The following is a 19943-nucleotide window of genomic DNA, read 5'->3' on the forward strand; positions in this document are numbered from 1 at the left end:
GACGCTCACTCCGCCGCGAAGCGGTCCGTCGCCTCGAGGAGAGCGGCCGCGATCCCCGGCTCCGACGCCGAGTGCGCAGCATCCGTGATCATCACCAGCTCCGCCTCCGGCCACGCGCGATGCAGATCCCACGCCGTCATCGCGGGCGTGCACACGTCGTGACGGCCCTGCACGATGACCCCCGGGATGCCGCGCAGCCGGCCCGCGTCGGCGATCAGCTGACCCTCTTCGAACCAGCCGCCGTGGAGGAAGTAGTGGTTCTCGATGCGCGCGAACGCGACGGCCGAGTCCGGCTCGGTCATGGTCTCGATGAGCTCGTGATCAGGACGGAGCGTGAGCGAGGCGGCCTCCCACCGGGACCACGCGACCCCTGCCGGACGATGCACGGCCGGATCGGGATCGGTCAAGCGCCGATGGTATGCCTCGATGAGCCGCGCGCGCTGCAGAACCGGGATCGGGGCCAGGAACCTCTCCCACTCGTCGGGGAAGAGCGCCGCGGCGCCGCCCTCGTAGAACCACTCCAGCTCGTGACGACGCAGCGTGAAGATCCCGCGCAGCACGAGCTCGGACACCGCGGTGGGGTGGGTCTGGGCGTAGGCGAGCGCGAGGGCGCTGCCCCACGATCCCCCGAAGACCTGCCAGCGCTCGATGCCGAGATTGCGGCGCAGCAGCTCCATGTCGGCGACGAGGTGCCACGTCGTGTTGTGCCGCAGGTCGGCCTCGGGCGCGCTCGCGTGCGGCGTCGAGCGGCCGCATCCGCGCTGGTCGAACAGCACGATGCGGTAGCGCTCGGGGTCGAAGAACCGGCGATGCCACGGTGCGGTGCCCCCGCCGGGTCCGCCGTGCAGGAACACGACGGGCTTGCCGTCGGGGTTGCCGGACTGCTCCCAGTAGAGCCGGTTGCCCTCGCCCGCGATGAGCTCACCCGTCTCGTACGGCTCGATCGGCGGGTAGAGGATCTCGTCGAGCGTCATGATCTCGACCGTACCGCGCCGTAGGCTCTCGGCATGGCAGAGCTGATGAGCCCCCTCGTCCTCATCATCATCGGCGTCGTCGTGATCGCCGGCGCCACGGCGGTCGCCCCCAAGCTCAACATCGCCGGCCCCCTCATCCTCGTGCTCGTCGGGCTGGGGGTGAGTCTGCTGCCGTTCGTGCCCCCGGTCGCCGTCGACCCCGAGATCATCCTCGTCGGGGTGCTGCCGCCGCTGCTCTATTCGGCCGCCGTCTCGCTGCCGGCGATCGAGTTCCGGCGCGACCTCGGCCACATCGCCGGCCTGTCGGTGCTGCTGGTCATCGTCAGCTCCATCGCGCTCGCCTTCTTCTTCGTCGCCGTCATTCCCGGGCTGCCCTTCCTGCTCGCCCTGGCACTGGGGGCGATCCTCAGCCCGACCGACGCCGTCGCGACGTCGATCGTCAAGCGTCTCGGACTCTCGCGCCGCGTCGTGACGCTGCTCGAGGGCGAGAGCCTGCTCAACGACGCGACATCGCTCGTGCTGCTGCGCACCGCCATCGCGGGCGTCGCGCTGGCCGGAGTTCCGGCCGGCGGCTTCATCGGCGCGTTCGTGTGGGGCGTCATCGTCGCCCTCATCGTCGGCGGGCTCATCGGCTACCTCAACCTGCGTCTGCGCGCGCTCGTGCGCCACTCCGCCGCCAACACCGCGATCGGCTTCGTCGTGCCGTTCGCGGCCTACCTGCCCACCGAACACCTGGGCGGGTCGGGTCTCGTCGCCGCGGTCGTCGCCGGCATCGTGACGGGACAGGGCTCGGTGCGGTGGTTCACGCCCGAGCAGCGCCGATCGGACGACCTCAACTGGCGCACGGTCGAACTCATGCTCGAGGGCGCCGTCTTCCTCGTGATGGGGCTCGAGCTCAAGGACATCCTCGCCCACAACATCCGCAGCGACCACGGTGTCGGGCACGGACCGCTCCTGGCCCTCACGGCGCTGGGCATCGTGCTCGTCGTGCGCGGCGTCTACGTGTCGGTGCTCGTCTGGCTGCAGAGCCGGCGGGCCCGCGGCAAGCGGAAGGAGAAGCTGCAGCGGCTGAGCGATCGCATCGACCACGCCGTCGCCGAGCACGAAGCGGCGCGTCACCCCGACGCGCCACCGCATCACGCGCGGCGCCTCGTCGCGGCCCGCCGGCGCATCACGCGGGCCTTCGCCGACCTCGCCTACTATCAGGCGGCGCCGCTGGGCTGGAAGCACGGCACGATCATCGTGTGGGCCGGCATGCGCGGCGTCGTGACGCTCGCCGCGGCGCAGACGCTCCCCCGGGACACCCCCGAGCGCCCCCTGCTCATCTTCGTCGCCTTCCTCGTCGCGGTCGGCAGCCTCATGCTGCAGGGCTTCACGCTGCCGTGGCTCGTGCGGCTGCTGCGCCTCGAGCCCGCGTCCGGCGACGGCGCCTCAGCGCACGATCGGCGGCGACTCGACGACGAGCTGCGCAGCGCCGCGGCGGCCGCCCTCTCGCACGACGCCCTGACACGACGCGACGGCAGCGCCTTTCCCGCCGGGATGCTCGAGCGCATGCGCGCGCGGCTGACTGAGCCGCCCGACGAGGACATGTCGACGATGAGCGGCGACCTGCTCGATGTGCGCCTGACGATGATCGAGGCGATGCGGCGCAGGCTCATCGAGCTGTCCTCGGGCGGCGAGTTCAGCACGCCTGCGCTGCGCCACGCGCTCGCCGAGCTCGACGCCGACGAGCTGAGCGTGCGGTTGCGCCTCGACGAGTGACCCCGCGCCGGAAGTGGGCGACAATGGACGGGACCAAGGGAGCACCATGAGCGACATCATCGATGCGGATGCCGCGATCACGACCCGGGCCGAGCCGACGCCGGGTCCGGACACGAGCCCGGTCACCCTGCCGCACGCGGCGGCGGAGTGCCCCAAGTGCTTCAGCGAGCTGCGCGCCGAGCGCGACTGGTGGCAGGCCCGACCGTCGGGATCCCGCCTCGTCGGTCTCGTCGTCGCCCGCGACGACATGCCGTCGGTCGTCGAGCAGCGAAACGAGCTCACGCGATTCGGCGTGCCGATCGAGGGTTTCCGCCACCCCGCGCCCGAGACGATGGAGACGTGGGAGGAGCGTCTGCACCGCCTCGTCGGCCGCCTCGAGTCGGGCGACGTGCTCGTCGTCGCGAACGTGCACGCCCTCGGCCGCAGCATCGACGAAGAGACCCGCACGGTCGCCGAGCTGCGTCGGCGCGGCATCATGGTCAAGGTGCTGGGCCTCGGCGGCCGGCACCTCTACGACACGGGACGCTGACCCGGTCAGCTCTCGTCGTCGGCGTCGCGCGCCTCGTCGAGCAGCGCCAGATCCTCGCGGGTGACCAGCCGCGCCGCCATCGCGTGCTCCACGAGTCGCACCCGGCGGTTCGTCGCGTACGACCGCACGCCTCCGCGCATCCCCGGCACGCCGATGCGGTCGAGCTTGTCGCACACGTTGTCGAGCTTGCGGTTGAAGCGGGTGAGCGTCCAGCCCAGCCGCTCCGCCGCCTGCGCCGAGGTCGGCAGCTCGCTCATGCCGGTGCCCTCGCGGCGCAGGACGGGCTCGGCGAGGGCGAGGATCATGAGCCGCTGGCTGAGCGTCAGCGGCACGTCGCCGATCGTGCTGAGTCCGTCGCCCTCGTCGTCGTCGATGCGCACCGTCTCGCGGAACGCCGGCTCGCTCGAGGTGACGGTCAGTTCGTAGGTCGTGGGTCCGGCGCTGAAGATGATCGACGTCTTCGCGAAGACGAGAGGCAGTCGCGCTCCGGGGGCGAGCCAGGCCTGCACGCGTCCGCCGGAGTCGGTCACCGTCGCCGACAGCCGGCTGCCGACGTTCGAGAGCAGCCACAGTCCCTCGACGCGCGAGATGGTCAGGAAGTTGCGGTGCAGGAACAGGTTGTCGTCGATCGCGAGGTCGCCCTCGCGGCCGACCGTGAACTCGGCGTCGGGCGAGACGGGGAAGACCTCGCCGGCGAACTCGACGGTGAGCGGGGCGGGCGCGCTCACGGCGTGCACTCGGTGACAGCCTGCGACGAACGACCGTTGTCGCGCACCGTGAACAGTTCGATGCACGTGCGACCCGACGGATCGGCGGGCACCGTGACGCTCGTCTCGGTCGTGCTCTCGGTCGAGGCCTCTGCGCCGATGCTCACGACCGACCACAGATAGTGGTCGCCGTCCTTCGGGTCGGGGTTCGTCCAGGTGAAGGTCACGTCGTCGGCGTTCGCGACGGCCGTGACGTCGGCGGGTGCGGGCACGACGACCGAGACGGGGTCCTGCGGGTCGGCGGAGGTCTCGGGCGGCGGCGGGGTCGGCGTGTTCCCCGAGAGGATTCCCGGCAGCGACACCCCCACGATGATGGCGGCGAGCACGATCAGGACACCGCCGCCGATCGACCAGCCGAGGACGGCACGGCGCGACCGGGCCGCGCGCGGCGGTTCGGATGCTGCGGGCGGAGGCGGGGCGAGCGGCGGTGACGCGGGCGGCTCGGCGGGCGGAGCGGGCTGGGCGACCGGCCGGCGCATCGTCGCGGTCACGTCCGTCGCGGGCTCGGCGGGGGCCGACGGCGCGCGCAGCATCGTCTCGTCGACGCCGGGTGCGAAGGCCGCGACGGCCGGATCATGCCGCGGCTGTGCCGGTGCGGTCGCGGCCGAGGGTCGGGTGAGCCCCGCCGCGGGCGAGGTCTCGGGGTTGATGCTGACGACGCCGCGCACACGGGTCAGGCCGTCGTCATCGTCTTCGACGACGTCCTCTTCGGGCAGCGCGTCATCGAGGATGTCGATCGCCGTCACGGCGTGCGACAGCTCGATCTGCACCTTCTGCAGGGCGCGCGCGAACCCGAGGGCGGACTCGTAGCGGTCGGCCGGGTTCTTGGCCATCGCGCGTTCGAGCACCCACTGCAGCGACGCGGGGGAATCCGTCCTCATGAGCGCGGGGAGGGGCTCGGTCTCGATCCGCTGGATGAGGTCTGCGGCCGTGTTGCGCTGATCGGGCTGTTCGAAGGGCGACCGCCCCGCCAGCAGGGTGTACACCGTCGCGCCGAGCGCGTAGACGTCCGAGCGCGGCGTCGACTGCGGCGCATCGGCGAACGACTCCGGCGGCGACCACGGGATCGACAGGCCCGCGGACTCCGCCGCGGCGGCCGTCGTCGACGCGATGCCGAAGTCGGTGAGCGCCGGTCGGTTGTACTCGGTCACGAGGATGTTGGCGGGTTTGATGTCGCGGTGCAGCACCCCGGCGCGGTGCGCGGTCTCGACGGCGGCCGCGACCTGGACGCCGACCCGCAGCGATTCGGCGATCGAGAACGGCTCGCGCCGGTACCGCACCTGCAGGTTGGGCTTGGGGCAGTACTCCATCACGAGATAGGGGCGGCCGTCGTCGGCGACCCCGGCCTGATAGATCGTGACGATCGCGGGATGCGTCGAGAGCATCGCCATGACATTCGCCTCGGCGGTGAACTCCGCCACCGAGCCGCTCGAGATGCGATCCAGCAGCAGCACCTTCACCGCGACGCGGCGGCGGGGCAGCTGCTGCTCGTAGAGGTAGACATCGGCGAAGCCGCCGGATCCGAGCACGTCGACATACGTGAATCCCGGCAGATCCGGCGGCGCCATGGGCGCGCGCTTCGCGCTCATGCGGTCTCCTCGACCGTGACGGTGATCCCGTCGCCGAGATCGAGCAGGTCGCCGCTGACGACGACGGTCGCCTCGCCCGGGTGCAGCCGCACGGGGTCGGCCCCGGCCCGGTGCAGGATCGTGCCGTTGGTCGTGTTCAGGTCGGTCGCCACGATGCTGTCGCCCTCGACCCGCAGTTCGAGGTGGCTGCGCGAGATGTCCTGTTCCGGGCTCGCGACCGCGACGAGGTGCGGCAGATCGGTGCCGACGACGCGCGTCGATCGCGGCCGGCGGCCGATCACGACGGTGCGATCGAGCAGCAGCTCCTGCCCCGTGGACAGACGGATGCGACCGGGCGCGGTGCGCCGCGGTGGCGCGAGCGGCGGCGGCATCGAGTCGGAATCCGCCGCGCCGCGCAGTGCACGCGCCTGCGCGAGCGAGATGGTCTCACCGTCGTGATCACCCGCGGCGGGTGCCGGGGCGGGTCCGGTCGCGTCGGTCGGGCGCACGACCGTCGCCGCCCAGACGCTGTCGCCCTCGGCCGGGTCGGCAGAGGTTTCGGCGGAGGCGCTGTCGCCCGTGACGGCCGCGCGCGCGAAGGTCGAGTCGGCGGGAAGGAGCGTGTCGGCTCCGGCCATCGTGACGGCGGCGGAGTCGATGATCCCCGGCGCCTCCACTGCCGCGGGAGTCGCCAGCGCCCCGGCCTCGGCCCCGGCCGCGGCCGCGGGCTGGGCCTGGGGCTGGCCCTGGGCCTGGGCCCCGGCCGCGGGCTCGGGCTGGGCCTGGGCCTGGGGTTCCGGTTCGACCCCGGGTTCAACCCCACCCGCGTCCGGGGTTTGGGGCGGATTCGCGTCGCGACTCGCCGCGCCCTCCGGCGTGTCCGTGCCCGAACCCGCCCCAAACCCGGCTGCGGGAGGCGTGGCAACACGCGCGGCCTGGGGCTCGGGCGTGGCGCCACGCGCGGCGTGGAGCTCGGGCGGGGCCACCGGCGCAGCATCCGCCCCATCGAAGGTGACCGTGACGGCCGACACCAGCACGATGCCGTCGCGGATCGGGTACTCGACGGGCGCATCGTGCTCGGCCGTCACGATGTTCGCGCGGACCGCACCGGGGATCGTGCGCTCGGTCCATGTCGTGACCGTCGCACCCGAGAGCTCTTCGACGCCGGTCGCCGTCTCGACGGTGAGCTCGAACGCCCCCCGCACGACGGCACGCACGCTGTCCTCTTCGGCGAGCACGACGGCGAACGGCGGGATCGCCGCGAGCGATGTGCCGAACGCACCCGTCAGGGCCTCGATCACGGCGGGGAGCCCGCGGCCCGCGTCGGCCTGACGCCAGACGCTCTCGAGCAGCGTGATGGGAACGTCGGCGCCCAGCACGACGAGCCCGCGGCCCGTCACCACCGCCTGCCACGGTCCTGGCGCGTATCGTCCGACGATCATCGCCGACCCCCTCCTGTCCCGACACGGGGTCGGGTGTCCTCGTCGACGTCGTCATCGCCGTCGTCGGCGGCGACACCGCGGTGCACCGCGACGGCGTCGACGACGATCGCGGTGATGTTGTCGCGACCGCCCTGCAGCATCGCCTCGTGCACGAGGCGGGTCGCTGCCGCCTGCGGATCCGATTCCGCCCGCAGGACGGTGTCGATGCGCTCGCTGCTCAATTCCCCCGACAGCCCGTCGGAGCACACGAGCACCCGGTCGCCGACCTGTGCCGGGATGACCCAGTAGTCGGCCTCTGCCGAGCTGCCGCCGCCGATCGCGCGCGTGATGACGTTGCGGCGAGCGTCGACGGCCGCCGTGGCGGCATCGAGCTGTCCGCTGTCGATGAGCTCCTGCACGACCGAGTGGTCGACGCTGATCTGGTCGAACTCGCCGTCGCTGAGCAGATAGGTGCGCGAATCCCCCAGATTGAGCGTGAGCCAGCACCCGACGCCGTCGACGTCGGCGATGACGACTCCCGTGAGCGTCGTGCCGGCGCCCGCGGCCGCTTCCGGAAGTTCGTCGACGCGGCGCCGCGCGGTGTCCAGTGCCGTGCGCACTTCGCGCATCGACAGGCTTCCGCGTCCCGCGAGAGTCGAGAACTCGGCGATGACGGCGGCCGATGCGACTTCGCCCGCCTGGTGTCCGCCCATGCCGTCGGCGACGAGGAAGAGCGGGGATGCCGCGAGGTGCGAGTCCTCGTTGATCGGACGGCGCAGGCCCGGATCCGTCGCCGCACCGGCGACGACCTCGACGATGGGCACACTCACGCGTCGCCCCCGACGGTGGCGCGGCGATCACCGAACTCGAGCACGTCGCCGGGGCGCAGCGCCGTCTGCACGCCCGGTGCGAGCACCTGGCGCCCGCCGTCGCGCACGAGCGTCGTGCCGTTGGTCGAGTGGCGATCGGCGACGTACGGACCCGCCGCATTCGATCCGATCTCGAAGTGGGTCTTCGACAGCGACAGCGTCTCGTCGCGGACGGACGCCACGACCGCCCCCTCTTCGCGGCCCGGATTGCGCCCGAAGAGCGTGCGTGTGTACACGGCGGTGCGGGTGCCGTCGTCCCACACGAGCACGGCGACCGTGCGGGCCGGGGTCGCGGCGCGCGTTTCGTCGATGTCGATCTCTTCCGAAACCGGCCCCGGCGTCGAGACGCGCGGCGGCGCGAGGTAGGCGGGCGGCGGCACGGGGGGCGTCGCCGAAGCGGGGGCAGCGGCGGGAGTCGGAGCCGTTGCGGGCGGCGGTGTCACGGGCGCCGGAGCCGCAGGCGCGGGAGCCACGGGCGCCGGAGCCACGGGTGCCGGTGCCGCGGGCGCCGGGGATGCCGCGCCACCGGTCGGGTCGATCGTGATTCCGGGCACGAGCGAGATCATGCCGTCGCCCGACGCGGCCGAACGGAACGCGGGCGCGACGGGCTTCGGAGCAGCCGACGGGTACGCCGGCGCCGGCGGCGGTGTGAACTCGCGCGGCGGCAGCGGCGGTGGCGGCGGCACGGCGGGCGCCGCGGGGCCCGGAGCGGGCATCGGTGCGCCCGCGGCGCCCGGAGCGGGCGCCGGCGTGGCCCCGGGTCGCGACGGCGTGCGACCGTCAGACCGGTCGGCTCGGGCGACGGCGTCGACGACGACGGCGTTCACGACCTTGTCGTGCCAGCCCTGACGCCGCACCGGGTCGAAGAGGGGCGTGAAGTAGCCGACGACGATGGACCCTGCCAGCCCCCAGATGATGTTGCGCAGCAGCGCGCGGCCGAAGCCGAGGGGGGCGCCGGTGGTGGCATCCCGCACCTGCACGCGCATCAGACGTTGCCCCGGCGAGCCCTGACCGCCCTGCAGCGCCGTGTAGACGAGAGCCCACGCGAGGCTCGCGAGTCCGATGACGCCGTAGACGAGTGCGAGCACCAACAGGACGCTCTGGGGACTTCCGTCGGACAGCGGTAGCGCGATCGCGACGCCCACGACGGCCAGCACGACCATGATGGCGGCGCCGATCGCGCCGTCGATCGCGTACGCGGCCACGCGACGCCCGATCGATGCGAGGGCGGGGCCGCGCGGCGCGGGTGCGACCGGCGGGGCGTAGCTGGGGTGACTCATTCGGACTCCGGGGGTGGGGAGGTGTCGGCTCGTCGATCGTCGCCGTCCGGACGGGCACGGATTGTGCGAGGGGGGAGCGCGAACCGTGTGCCCGCCAGCAGCGAGCGCAGGTTCAGTCTGGCGCGCATCCGCTGCCAGAGCGAGCGGTGCGCCGCCATCCCGCCGACGATGTCGTCGACCTGACGCCAGAACTCATCGATGTCGGCCGGCGTGGGATCGGTCGGCCCGAACACCTCGAGATCGGCGCGGGTCGCCAGCGTCGCGACGCGCGATTCGGCGAACGCGTCGGCGACCGTCACCGCGTCTTCCTGGCGCGTGCCGCCGGAGTTCACGGGCGTGCCGTAGTCGACCGCGCGGTCGACGAGCTCATCCCACCCTCCGCTGATCCGGTCGGACGGCCGCTCCGCGGCTCGGCGCCGACGACGCCTGGCCGCCTTGAAGACACCGATCACGATGAACGGCGCCGCCAGGAGGGCGAGCACGCCGAGCACACCGCCGCCGATCGCCAGGATCGCGCCGAGCAGGCCGAGGTCGTTCTTCTCCTCGTCTTCGCTCTCGCGGTCGTCGGGGATCGCGATCGGCAGGTCGACGGGCTCCTGCTCGGGGGGCGGCGGCTGCAGCACCTGCGGCTTCGGATCGGCGCGCGGCTTCGTGGTCTGGTCGTTCGGCACCTGGTCCTCGGGCGGAGTCGGGTCGAACCGCACCCAGCCGGAGTCTTCGAAGGCGATCTCGACCCACGCGTGCAGTGTGTCGCCCGTCGCGGTGAAGACGGCCTGACCCGCGGCATCCTCTTCGGGATAGAAGCCCATCACGACGCGAGCGGGGATCCCGATCTCGCGCGCGAGAAGGGCCATCGCGGTCGCGTACTGCTCGTCGTCGCCGATCATCTGGTCGGCATCGACGAGGGTCAGGATCCGTTCGGCGCCGTGGCCGGCTCGCGAGAGGACTTCGCCCTCGAGCCCGTGGCTGAAGAAGCCGCCGTCGGCCAGGAAGCTCTCCAGTGCGCGCGCCTGCTCGATCGGCGTGTTCGCTTCAGCGACCGCCTTCGCGGCGATGTCGGCGAGATCCTGCGGGACGCCTTCCTGCTTGGGCAGCTTGACCGGAGCGAAGGCTTCGCCCGACAGCCGCTCGTCGCTGGGCTGGGCGGGAAGAGTCGTGTCGATCGTGTAGCCGTCACCGGTCGTGAGTCGTCCCGTGACGACGCCGGTCCGGGTCGATTCGTTGTAGTGGGCGCTGCGACGCAGGTCGTCGGCGCGCGGACCGTCGAACTGCACCTCGGCGATCTCTCCGGCGCCCGGCATCCACACGTTGTCCCATTCGCCCATGTCGAAGCGCAGCGTGACGGGCGTGCCCGCGGCATCCGGCGACATCTTGCCGCGCACGGGGCGGAAGGCGCTCGACGATCCGGCGCCCTCGTCGGACACGTTGTAGACCGTGCCGCTGTAGGCGTCCATCGTCGCGATGCGCACGCGCGCGCCCTCGGGCAGTCCCGACACCCGGAAGAGCGGATCGTCCGCCTGGTCGCGCACGAGGGCGCGGAACCCCTGCAGGGGGCTCGGGTACTCGCGGATGTCGAACGGCGGGATGACGACGTCGCGCAGCACGTAGCGCGGAGCCTCGGGGGCCGCCAGAGCGCTCGTCGCGACGCCGATGACGGCGGCGACGGCGACGACCCCGCCGCCGAGCAGGATGCGACGGGTCGCGGCAGTGCGCGACGACCCTTCGCCGTCTCCGCCGAGCGAGATCGCCGCGCCGCTGTGCGCCCACGCGGCGCGCAGCGACAGCCACGCGACCGCGACGATGGCGAACACGATGCCCTGCACGATGGGCGCGGCGGGCTCGGACGTGCCGATCGCGATCTGCACGACGAGGAACGCCGCGACGGGGATCAGCGCCCACGCGGCACGGGCGACGCGCAGCGCGAGGCTCGTCGTGAGGACCGCGGCGACGAGGGTGAGCAGGAACGGAACGACGAGGTGGCCGTCGCTCGCCGCGACGGGGGCGACCGTCGTGAGCAGTCCCTTCCACGACGTCACGGCGCCCAGGGCGAGGCCCCCGAGCGTGTCGAGGGTCGGCACGACCCCGGCGACGGTCGTGTGCGGCAGCGCGAGCGCACCGCCGAAGACGAAGTAGACGACGACCGTCGCGCCGGCGATCAGCAGCGCTCCCCAGCGCCACAGGGCGCCCAGCGACGCGATGGTCATGCCGAGCAGGGCCGCGCCGACCGCGGCGACCAGATAGGACGGCGCCGCGAACGTCGGCCAGAAGCCGGCGATGGGCACGGCGAGCAGCAGTGCGACGGCGACGAGGTCGAGGACCCATCGCCGCAGCGGCAGACGCTGCGGCGTCGTGGTCGGAGTGGTCATGCGAGCACCTTCCGCAGCGCGCCGGGGAGCTTGTCCAGGGCGCCGACCGTGAGCACGTCGGCGTCGCCGATGCGGCGCAGCGACGGGGTGGCGCCCGGCTCGGCGACGAGCGCGAGCACCCGCGCGCCGAACGGCAGGCGCGCGCACGCGCGGCGCAGCGCCGCGGCGTCGACGTTGCTGCCGCAGATGAGCACGACGACGCTCGCGAGCGGCAGCGTCGCGGCCACCGTTCCGGCGAGCTCGACGATGCCGCCTTCGCGGGGCCGGGAATGGTCGATGATCGAGAGCGAGTCGAGGAACCGCTTGCCGTTGGATGCCGGCAGCTCACGGCCCTGCACGCGCATCTCGACGCGCTGCGAGTCGCGCAGCGCGCGCAGGCCGATCGACCCGGCGATCGAGATGCCGAGCTCGAACTCGTCCGAATCGCGATAATCCGCCGCGCTGCGCGACAGGGCGATGACGAAGTGCGACCGGCGCGTCTCCTCGTACTGGCGCACCATCATGTCGCCGATGCGCGCCGTCGACTTCCAGTGCACGTGTCGCAGATCGTCGCCGGGCTGGTATTCGCGCAGAGCGTGGAACGACACATCGTCGCGCGAGAGGTCGGTCGCGGGGAGCCCCTCCAGGTCGCGCAGGAACCCGAGCGACTGGCCCGAGAACGCCACGGTGCGGGGGTGCACGAAGAGATCGACCGGCTCGTCGCGACGGTGCACGCGCTCGAAGACGCCGAGCGGGTCACCGCGCACGACGCTCACCGGCCCGACCGCGAGCACGCCCCGGCGCTGCGTCGGAATCGCGAAGAGCTCTTCGGCGGACTCTCCCGCCGCCAGGCGGCGCACGGCGAACACGCCGCGACCGGCCCCGACGGGAAGCACGACGCGCGAGGGCAGGATCGCGCGCGTGCCGGTGTTGGCGAGCGTCAGCGCCCCGACGGCGCGTTCGCCGACGACGACGCGCGTGCGGTTCAGATCGAGCGAAGCGTCGTAGGTCGTGCGACCGATGAGGAACAGGGCGCACAGCGCGACGACGGTCGCGAGCACGACAGCCGTGATCGTCAGCTCCCACCAGCCGAGCGTCTGGCCCGCGATCCAGAGCACGACAGCCGCCGCGATGAGCACCCACGCGAGCGGGCGGAACACCGACAGGATGCTGCGGACACGCGCCCACACGAGCAGGGCGACGCCCTGCGCGTGCTCACGGCGCTGCCCCACGGCAGCCGCCGGGCGGAGCGCGTCCGTCGTCATCAAGCTGCCGACCTCGCCTGCGGAGCGTCGACGGTCTCGAGCACACGGGCGATGACGGTCTCGGGCGTCGTGCCCGAGAACTCCGCCTCGGGGTCCATCACGAGACGGTGCGTCCACGTCGGTGCGGCGAGTCGCTTGATGTCGTCGGGCGTCACGAAGTGACGTCCTTGCGCGGCCGCCCACACCTTCGCGACGCGGATCATCGAGATCGAGCCGCGCACCGAGACGCCCAGGCGCGTCGCGGCATCCTCACGCGTCGCCTCGGCGAGCTGCGCCGTGTAGCGCAGCACGGCCGGCTCGACGTGCACCGTCGCGGCGAGGTCGGCCATGTCGGCGACGGCGCTCGTCGTGATGATCGCCGGCAGGTGCGCCGACGGGTTGCGGTCGGCGGACCCGGCGAGGATCTGCTCGGCGATCTCGAGGTCGGGGTAGCCGATCGAGGTCTTGACGAGGAAGCGGTCCAGCTGAGCTTCGGGCAGCTTGTACGTGCCCGCCTGCTCGATCGGGTTCTGCGTCGCGATGACGAGGAACGGGCGCCCCACTTCGTGCGCGACGCCGTCGACGGTGACCCGCGACTCCTCCATGACCTCCAGCAGCGCCGACTGCGTCTTGGGCGACGCACGGTTGATCTCGTCGGCGAGCACGATCGAGGCGAACACGGGGCCCTTGTGGAACTCGAACCGACGGGTCGCCTGGTCGTAGATCGTCACCCCCGTGACGTCGGAGGGCAGGAGGTCGGGCGTGAACTGGATGCGGCTGCTGGTGCCCTGCACCGTCGCCGCGAGGGCCTTCGCGAGACTCGTCTTGCCCGTTCCCGGTGCGTCCTCGAGCAGCACGTGCCCTTCGGCGAGCATCGCCGCCAGCACGAGTCCGACGACCTCGCGCTTGCCCATGAGGGCGCGGTCGACGTTGTCGACGAGGCGGGCGAAGGTGCCCTGGAACCAGGCCGCCTGTTCGGGGGTCATAGTCATGTGTGTCGTGTCTTTCTCTCGAAGATGCGGGCGTATGGAGCGATCGGGGTCACCAGTTCGCGCGTGCGGCGTCGCCCCAGCCCACGATCGTGATCCACGCCTGGGTTCCGGACAGTCCACCGAAGTGGCACGTGAACTCCTTCGAACCGTTCGCGGGGAGGTACACGTTGGGGTAGCGCGCGAACGCCGTGCCGCCGTTGGTGTGGTTGCAGACGATGTCGTAGTTCCCGGCCGGGAAGTTCTTCACCGTCACGCCGATCTGGTGGCAGTACTGAGACGTGCAGGTCGGACTGTTGGTCCGGATGCCCTTGTACGTCTGCGCAGACGCCTGCGGCGGCGCGGAGGTCGTCGCCGACTTCGATGCGACGGCCGAGACCTGACCCTCTGTGTCGTAGGCCCGTACCTGGATCGTGCCCGTGTAACTGTGACCGTGGTCGCGCGATTCGCTTCCGGAGCGGCCGACGTTCTTCCAGGCTTCGCCGTTGATCTTGATCTGCATGACCTGGATCGTGCGGCCGTTGTCTGCCGGAGCAGACCACGAGTAGGTGATCGTCGTGCCGCTGGCCGTCGCCCCCGCGCCCGGAGTGTTGACCGGGCCGTACGGGCGTGCGGCGCTCGCGGAGGACGCCGCCGGGCCGTCGTATCTGACGCCGTCGATCGTCGTGTAGCCGCGCACCTGCACGGTGTAGGCGGAGTTGTTCGAGATCCCCGCCGTGATCGTGCGGCCGTCCCAATCGCTGCGCCAGCCGCCTCCGACGTTGTACTCGTAGGCGATCTCGCCGGCGCGCGCGCCGTTGCCCGGTGCGGCGCCGTACGTCACAACGATGCGGCTGTTCGCGGCGGGAGTCGTCGCCTGCACGTTCGTCGGCGCACCGAGCTGCGTGAACCCGCGGCGCGGCGCCGACGCGGCGCTGGCCGCACCCCAGCCGGCCTTGTTGTGCGCCTCGACCGTGAAGGTGTAGTCGGTCTCGGATGCCGCCACGACGATCGCCTGCGCCGTCACGCTGCCGGGGATGTTCGTGACCGTGTTGACGACCGAACCCCCACGGAGGACGTTGACGCGGTACTGGTCGATCGTGTCGCCGTTGTTGGCGGGAGGCTGCCAGGCGACCTGCATCTGCGCCTGGGTGCCGACCGGCGCCAGGCGCGCCGTCGTCGGTGCTCCGGCAGCCGCCGGGGGTGCCGCCGGCACCATGGGTGCCGAGTAGACACTCCAGCTCGACGGGTCGGGCGCACGGTTGTGCGCCCGCACGCGCACCTGATAGTTCGTGCCGTTCTCGAGACCGTCCCACGTCAGCGACGTGCCGGTCACGCCCGTCTTCTGCGTGATGCCCGACGGCGGGGCCGGCGAGATCTCGAGCGTGAACGACTCGACGGGGGATCCCGGGGTCGTCGGCGTGACCCAGGCCACCTGCAGGCTCCGATCCCCGAAGACCAGCGTCGGGGGCTGCGGGGTGTCGGGCCGCGCGTCGGGGCGGGCCGTCTCTGACGGTGCCGACGGGTCCGAATCGCCCACGCGGTTGGTCGCGACGACCGTGAAGTTGTATTCGACGTTGTTCGTCAAGCCGTCCAGGGTGCACGTCGTGGCGGCGCACGCCTTGGTGTAGTTGCCGGTGACCGACTCGACCGTGTAGGTCGTGATGTCGGCGCCGTTGTTGGGCGGCGGGCTCCAGGACAGCACGACCGTGCGATCCTGCACGCTCGACACGGTGGGGGTGCCCGGCGCGTCGGGCCGGCCCTGCACCGTGAGACGGATGCGGCCCTCGACCTCACGATCGACGTCGGCGGTGGCATCCTGCACGCGATAGCGCACGACCATCGTTCCGAAGAAGTCGCCGTTCGGCGTGACGCGCACCTGATCGCCCGCGACATCGACCGTGCCGGCCCCGGTCTCGACGATCGCCGTCGTGACCTTGAGCGGGGTGTCGGGGAACGGGTTGAAGTCGTTCGCGAGCACGGGCACCGTCACGGTCTTGCCCTGGTGCGCTTCGGGGATCGTGTCGTCGTTGGCGGTCGGCAGCGGACGCGTCGACGCCGTCACGCGCGCCGTCACGCTGCCCTCGATCGGCTCGGTCTCGCCGTCGGCGATGCGGATCGCGAGGGTCACGGTCGTGCCCTTGGCCGTGCCGGCCGACGCGCTCACCAGGAGGCTGCCGCCGTCGATCGAGGCCGAGAACCCCAACGGAGCACCGCCGACGAGCTGATAGCGCATGCGCTCGAGGTCACCGCTGTCGGGGTCCGTCGTGAGCGCACGCAGGTCGAGCGTCGCGGCATCCTCACCCGGAGCCACGTCCATCTGGCCGTTCGTGAACGAGGGCTGCTGATTGTCGGGCGGCAGGACCGTGATGGGGAGCGTCAGCATCGCCTTGATGCCGGCCGGGTCATCGGGCCCCGTGCCGTCCGTCACCTCGAAGGTGATGGCATCCGGACCGAAGTAGCCGTCTCTCGACGTGTAGACCAGCGTCGTCTGGTCCTTCACGAGGTTCGCGCCGTTCGCGTTCGACGCCTGCACCTTCGCCGCCTCGGTGATGACGACCCGCTTGCCCGCCGCCGCACGCACGTGCTCGGCGAGCGGGATCTCGACCGTCTCGCCGCTGACCACCTCGATGCCCTGCACCGTCGTGAGCACGGGCGGAATCGTCGTGAGGCCGGGGACGAAGACGAACGCCGACGCCGTCAGGCGATCCTGATCGGTGATCGTGTAGGTCAGCAGCTGCGCCTCGTCGGTGAGCGTCACCCGCAGCGTGTCGCCGCCGACGACCCGCGCCGTCGCGGCGTCGGTCGTGACCGTCAGGCCGTCCTTCGTGCCGTCGGGGTCCTCGTCGTTCGCGAGCACCTCGACGTCGACCGTCTCGCCGTCGATGTCTTCGGGGCGGATCCGGTCGTCGCGGGCGATGGGACGCTGCAGCGGCACGTCTTCGGCGACCGTGATCTGCAGGACCGCCATCGCCTCGGCACCGCGCGCGTCGCGGATCGTGTACTGCACGCTCGTCTCGACCGGCACGGGCGGCGACGTCACGACGACGCGCTCCCCCTGGACGACGGCCTTGAGCCCTTCGATGTCCGGCACGACGAGACCGTCGCGGACGAGGCCGAACTGATCCCCGTCGGGATCGGAGTCGTTCGCCGTCACGGGAACGGCGACCGAGCGATCGGGGCGCATGATGACGGAGTCCTTCACGGCATACGGCGCCTGGTTCGACGCCTCCGCCGGGGCGATGCCGACACGGATGGGTGCCGTCGCCTCCTTGCCGAGCCGGTCGCGCACGCGATACGTGAACGAGTCGAGGCCCGCCGATTCGTTGAAGGCCTCGTAGGTCAGGTAGTTGGGGCCGACCTCGACGATGCGTCCCTTCTTGGGCGCGCTCGCGACGCCGACGAGCTCGACCGAGTCGCCGTCGGGATCGATGCCGTCCAGCGGAATCGCGATTCTCACCTGGGAGCCGTTGAGCACGCGGGCGGTCAGGTCACGCGGCCGCGGAGCCGTGTTCGTCTCCTCGTTGACCGGCAGGATCTGGATCGTGACGTAGCCGGCGTCCTTCTGTCCCGTGCTGTCGTAGACCTCGTACGTCGCGTACGCCGTGCCGGGCTCGTCGCCGGCGCGGAAGCGCAGGGTGTCTTCGGAGACGAAGATCTCACCGTCGGCGGGGTCGATGAACGGCGGGATCAGGTCGGGCGAGACGTGGATCGTGTCACCGTTGGGGTGGTAGTCGTTGTCGAGCACGGGGATCGTCACGATGTCGCCGGCACGCACGATGACCTCGTCGTCGTTCGCGACGGGAGGCCGCAGCTGCGACGGGGCCGGCACGGGGATGACGACGACCTCGCCCTCCGCGGAGCGGGCGCCGTTGGAGATCCGGTACGAGATGCGCACCTGCTCGCCGAGCGCGGATTGGTCGGTGATGCGCAGGGTCTCGTGGTTGAGGACCGACACCGCGATGCCGCTGTTGGGCTCGACCGTGACGGACTGCACGACGAGGATGCCGCCGGCGGGGTCGCTGTCGTTCGCGAGCACATTGACGAGCACGTCGCCGCCGCTGGGCAGCAGAGCGACATCGCGCACCGCGATCGGGTCGCGCTCGAGATCGGCGTCGTCGAGCACATCGACGCGCACGAGGCCGGGCACGCCGTTGGCGCCGGCCGACGCGAGGTACTGCACGTAATAGGTCTTGGCGATGTCCGACGTGAACGAGAAGGTCTTGTTGGCGAAGTCCGGCACGATCGTCGCGCCGGCGACCTCGTCGACACGCGTCAGGCGCAACGGCTCACGGCTCGAGCTCGTGTCGTTCGCGAGCGGTGAGACGGTCACCGTCTGGCCGGCGCGGACGACGACGTGGTCGGCGTTGGTGACGGGGATGGTCGAGCCGACGGGGCGCACGTCGAAGCGCACGACGCCCTCGGCGACCTTGTCGCCGTCGGACACGACGATCGGGACGTCCTTGCGGCCCTGCGTGCCACCGACCGCGCGATAGGTGATCCGTCCGTCCGACGTGAAGTCGGCCTCATCGCCCTCCGAGGGCGCGACCGCCGAGAGGAAGACGTCGTCACCGTCGGGGTCGATCCAGTCGGGCAGCACGTTGTACGACACCGTGCCGCCGGATTCGACCGTGACGGAGGTGATCCGCTTCTGCACGGGAGCCGCGTTGACGTCCCAGCCGTGCACCGTGAGCCGCGCCGTCGCGGTATCCGTGCCGCCGCGGCCGTCATCGACCTGATAGACGAAGGCATCCGACCCGGTCGCCTCTTCCGGCACGGCGATCTGCAGCCCGGCGCCGTTGTTGACCGGCTGCACCGCGCCCAGACCCGGGTCGCCGTCGGGCAGCGTCACCGTGAGCACGTCGCCGTCGGGGTCGCTGTCGTTGTCGAGCACGGGAAGCACCGTCGTGCGGCCCGGACGCACACCGAAGTCATCGTCGGTGGCGATCGGCGGCGTGTTCTCCTCCGTGCGCTCGGGAAGCGTCGTCTCGACCGACTCCTCCGTCGTCTGCTCGTCCTCTTCCTCGGACTCGCTCTCGGGCGGAGTCACATCGTTCCAGTTGTCGACGCGCTGCAGACTGTCGCTGGCCATCCACGCCGCGCCTCCGACGATGTCGTTGAGCACGATCACGTCGCGGTTCACGCGGAAACGCAGCACGGTCGCAGCATCCGCCCCCTCGATCTCCGTCGTGAGATCGTTGTCGGTCCCGATGCAGTCGCGGGCGAACACCGCCGAGCCCGACCACGCACCGTACGTGCAGCCCCGCAGCTGCACCGGCGCCGCCGGGGTGCCCTGCGCGCCGGACGACGTCGCCGTCGGCTCCGACCCGTCCAGCGGCACCCGCACCAGCGACGACGACGTCGCCACGACCACCGCGTCGGTCGCGACCGACGGCTCCTGCAGCACACCCGTGTCGCCGCGCTCGATCTCGGTGGACTGGCCCGTCGAGGTGTGCACGGTGCCGGATGCCGCATCCAGGACGACCGCGATCTCACCCACCGCCGTGATACTGACCTCGCTCGTCTCGTCGACGCCGGCGATCTCGCGGTGCTCCGGATCGAGAGCCGCGCCGTCGGGGTCGACGGGGACGGTCACGAGTTCGCCCGTCGTGCGCGATACGGCGTACGCCGTGCCGTCGGCGCCCACCGTCACGGCAGCACCCGCGCCGAGCGACGCGATCGGGTCCGTGCCCTGCAGCTCGAAGGAGCCTGCCGCGGCAGCCGGCACGACCCACAGGTCGCCCGACGGCCGGTCGAGGACCGCGACGGTGGGTCCGCCCAGTTCGACCTGTGCGTCACCGGGCACCTTCGCCGCCGTCGTGAGCGCCACCATCGCGGGGTCGACGGTCGTCAGCGTCGCGTCGGTGCCGTTGTGCACGAGCACCGTGTCGCCGGATTGGAGGACGTCGTAGTCGTCGCTCGTCGTGCGCAGGGCGCCGTCGAGCACGCGGGACTCGTGGTTGAAGTGGCCGACGAGCAGGCTCGACTGCTTCGTCACCCACACACCGCCGTCGTGCAGATCGACCTCGGTCGTCGGAAGCCCCTCGTGGAAGAAGGCCATCGTCGTGAGCGCCACCGCCGACACCGTGACGACAGCCCCCGACGCGAGTGCTTTCGGGCGCGCCCGCAGCCAAGCGAACGACTTCATGAAATCGGCCTCCCCCGGGGCGCGGTGCGTGAAGCGATCACGAACAACTCGAACAGCCTAACCCTCGCC

12 protein-coding genes are annotated in these 19943 nt (G+C 71.7%); 2 read left to right on the forward strand and 10 right to left on the reverse strand.

All coding sequences use genetic code 11. The features are described 5' to 3' along the window. Window positions 1-5: 5 nt before the first annotated feature. On the reverse strand, window positions 6-974 hold the full coding sequence (pip, locus tag ACFC3F_RS07930) for a prolyl aminopeptidase (protein WP_376128282.1): 969 nt from the start codon (window positions 972-974) through the stop codon (window positions 6-8). 33 nt (window positions 975-1007) lie between these two features. Between pip and ACFC3F_RS07935 the strand changes: the two genes are divergently transcribed. Continuing rightward, window positions 1008-2735 carry a cation:proton antiporter gene (locus ACFC3F_RS07935; protein ID WP_376128284.1) on the forward strand — a complete coding sequence of 576 codons (1728 nt, stop codon included), beginning with the start codon at window positions 1008-1010 and terminating at the stop codon, window positions 2733-2735. A 46-nt stretch (window positions 2736-2781) separates the two neighbouring features. Next, on the forward strand, window positions 2782-3264 hold the full coding sequence (locus ACFC3F_RS07940; protein ID WP_376128286.1) for a recombinase family protein: 483 nt from the start codon (window positions 2782-2784) through the stop codon (window positions 3262-3264). Window positions 3265-3269: 5 nt separating this feature from the next. Here the strand turns inward: ACFC3F_RS07940 and ACFC3F_RS07945 are convergent, their stop codons facing one another. The 9 genes from ACFC3F_RS07945 to ACFC3F_RS07985 are packed head-to-tail and all read right to left on the reverse strand — an operon-like array spanning window position 3270 to window position 19874. Then, complete coding sequence (locus ACFC3F_RS07945) at window positions 3270-3992, reverse strand: hypothetical protein (protein WP_376128288.1); 723 nt, start codon at window positions 3990-3992, stop codon at window positions 3270-3272. Then, window positions 3989-5620, reverse strand: coding sequence for a serine/threonine-protein kinase (locus ACFC3F_RS07950; RefSeq protein ID WP_376128290.1), 1632 nt, complete (start codon window positions 5618-5620; stop codon window positions 3989-3991). The genes ACFC3F_RS07945 and ACFC3F_RS07950 overlap by 4 nt, the downstream gene beginning before the upstream one ends. Then, a complete protein-coding gene (locus ACFC3F_RS07955) occupies window positions 5617-7041 on the reverse strand; it encodes an FHA domain-containing protein (protein WP_376128291.1) in 1425 nt (474 codons plus the stop codon). The genes ACFC3F_RS07950 and ACFC3F_RS07955 overlap by 4 nt, the downstream gene beginning before the upstream one ends. Continuing rightward, on the reverse strand, window positions 7038-7850 hold the full coding sequence (locus ACFC3F_RS07960; RefSeq protein WP_376128293.1) for a PP2C family protein-serine/threonine phosphatase: 813 nt from the start codon (window positions 7848-7850) through the stop codon (window positions 7038-7040). The genes ACFC3F_RS07955 and ACFC3F_RS07960 overlap by 4 nt, the downstream gene beginning before the upstream one ends. Next, window positions 7847-9169, reverse strand: a complete 1323-nt coding sequence (locus ACFC3F_RS07965; protein ID WP_376128295.1) for an RDD family protein — start codon at window positions 9167-9169, stop codon at window positions 7847-7849. Before ACFC3F_RS07965 ends, ACFC3F_RS07960 begins: the two co-directional genes overlap by 4 nt. Further along, window positions 9166-11535, reverse strand: a complete 2370-nt coding sequence (locus ACFC3F_RS07970) for a transglutaminase family protein (RefSeq protein WP_376128297.1) — start codon at window positions 11533-11535, stop codon at window positions 9166-9168. Before ACFC3F_RS07970 ends, ACFC3F_RS07965 begins: the two co-directional genes overlap by 4 nt. After that, window positions 11532-12779: a DUF58 domain-containing protein gene (locus ACFC3F_RS07975; RefSeq protein WP_376128314.1), complete on the reverse strand. Its 1248-nt coding sequence runs from the start codon at window positions 12777-12779 to the stop codon at window positions 11532-11534. Before ACFC3F_RS07975 ends, ACFC3F_RS07970 begins: the two co-directional genes overlap by 4 nt. Further along, a complete protein-coding gene (locus tag ACFC3F_RS07980; protein WP_376128299.1) occupies window positions 12779-13750 on the reverse strand; it encodes an AAA family ATPase in 972 nt (323 codons plus the stop codon). The genes ACFC3F_RS07975 and ACFC3F_RS07980 overlap by 1 nt, the downstream gene beginning before the upstream one ends. A 49-nt stretch (window positions 13751-13799) precedes the next feature. After that, window positions 13800-19874, reverse strand: coding sequence for an Ig-like domain-containing protein (locus tag ACFC3F_RS07985; protein WP_376128301.1), 6075 nt, complete (start codon window positions 19872-19874; stop codon window positions 13800-13802). Window positions 19875-19943: the final 69 nt, after the last annotated feature.

The sequence above is a fragment of the Microbacterium sp. NPDC055910 genome (assembly GCF_042271185.1).
GTDB lineage: Bacteria > Actinomycetota > Actinomycetes > Actinomycetales > Microbacteriaceae > Microbacterium.

Excerpts from the sequence above, each read along its gene's own strand:
- ACFC3F_RS07935 (WP_376128284.1), top strand. The coding sequence starts at position 1,008 with ATGGCAGAGCTGATGAGCCCCCTCGTCCTCATCATCATCGGCGTCGTC.
- ACFC3F_RS07940 (WP_376128286.1), top strand. The coding sequence starts at position 2,782 with ATGAGCGACATCATCGATGCGGATGCCGCGATCACGACCCGGGCCGAG.
- ACFC3F_RS07975 (WP_376128314.1), bottom strand. The coding sequence starts at position 12,779 with ATGACGACGGACGCGCTCCGCCCGGCGGCTGCCGTGGGGCAGCGCCGT.
- ACFC3F_RS07980 (WP_376128299.1), bottom strand. The coding sequence starts at position 13,750 with ATGACTATGACCCCCGAACAGGCGGCCTGGTTCCAGGGCACCTTCGCC.
- pip (WP_376128282.1), bottom strand. The coding sequence starts at position 974 with ATGACGCTCGACGAGATCCTCTACCCGCCGATCGAGCCGTACGAGACG.
- ACFC3F_RS07955 (WP_376128291.1), bottom strand. The coding sequence starts at position 7,041 with ATGATCGTCGGACGATACGCGCCAGGACCGTGGCAGGCGGTGGTGACG.
- ACFC3F_RS07970 (WP_376128297.1), bottom strand. The coding sequence starts at position 11,535 with ATGACCACTCCGACCACGACGCCGCAGCGTCTGCCGCTGCGGCGATGG.
- ACFC3F_RS07950 (WP_376128290.1), bottom strand. The coding sequence starts at position 5,620 with ATGAGCGCGAAGCGCGCGCCCATGGCGCCGCCGGATCTGCCGGGATTC.
- ACFC3F_RS07965 (WP_376128295.1), bottom strand. The coding sequence starts at position 9,169 with ATGAGTCACCCCAGCTACGCCCCGCCGGTCGCACCCGCGCCGCGCGGC.
- ACFC3F_RS07985 (WP_376128301.1), bottom strand. The coding sequence starts at position 19,874 with ATGAAGTCGTTCGCTTGGCTGCGGGCGCGCCCGAAAGCACTCGCGTCG.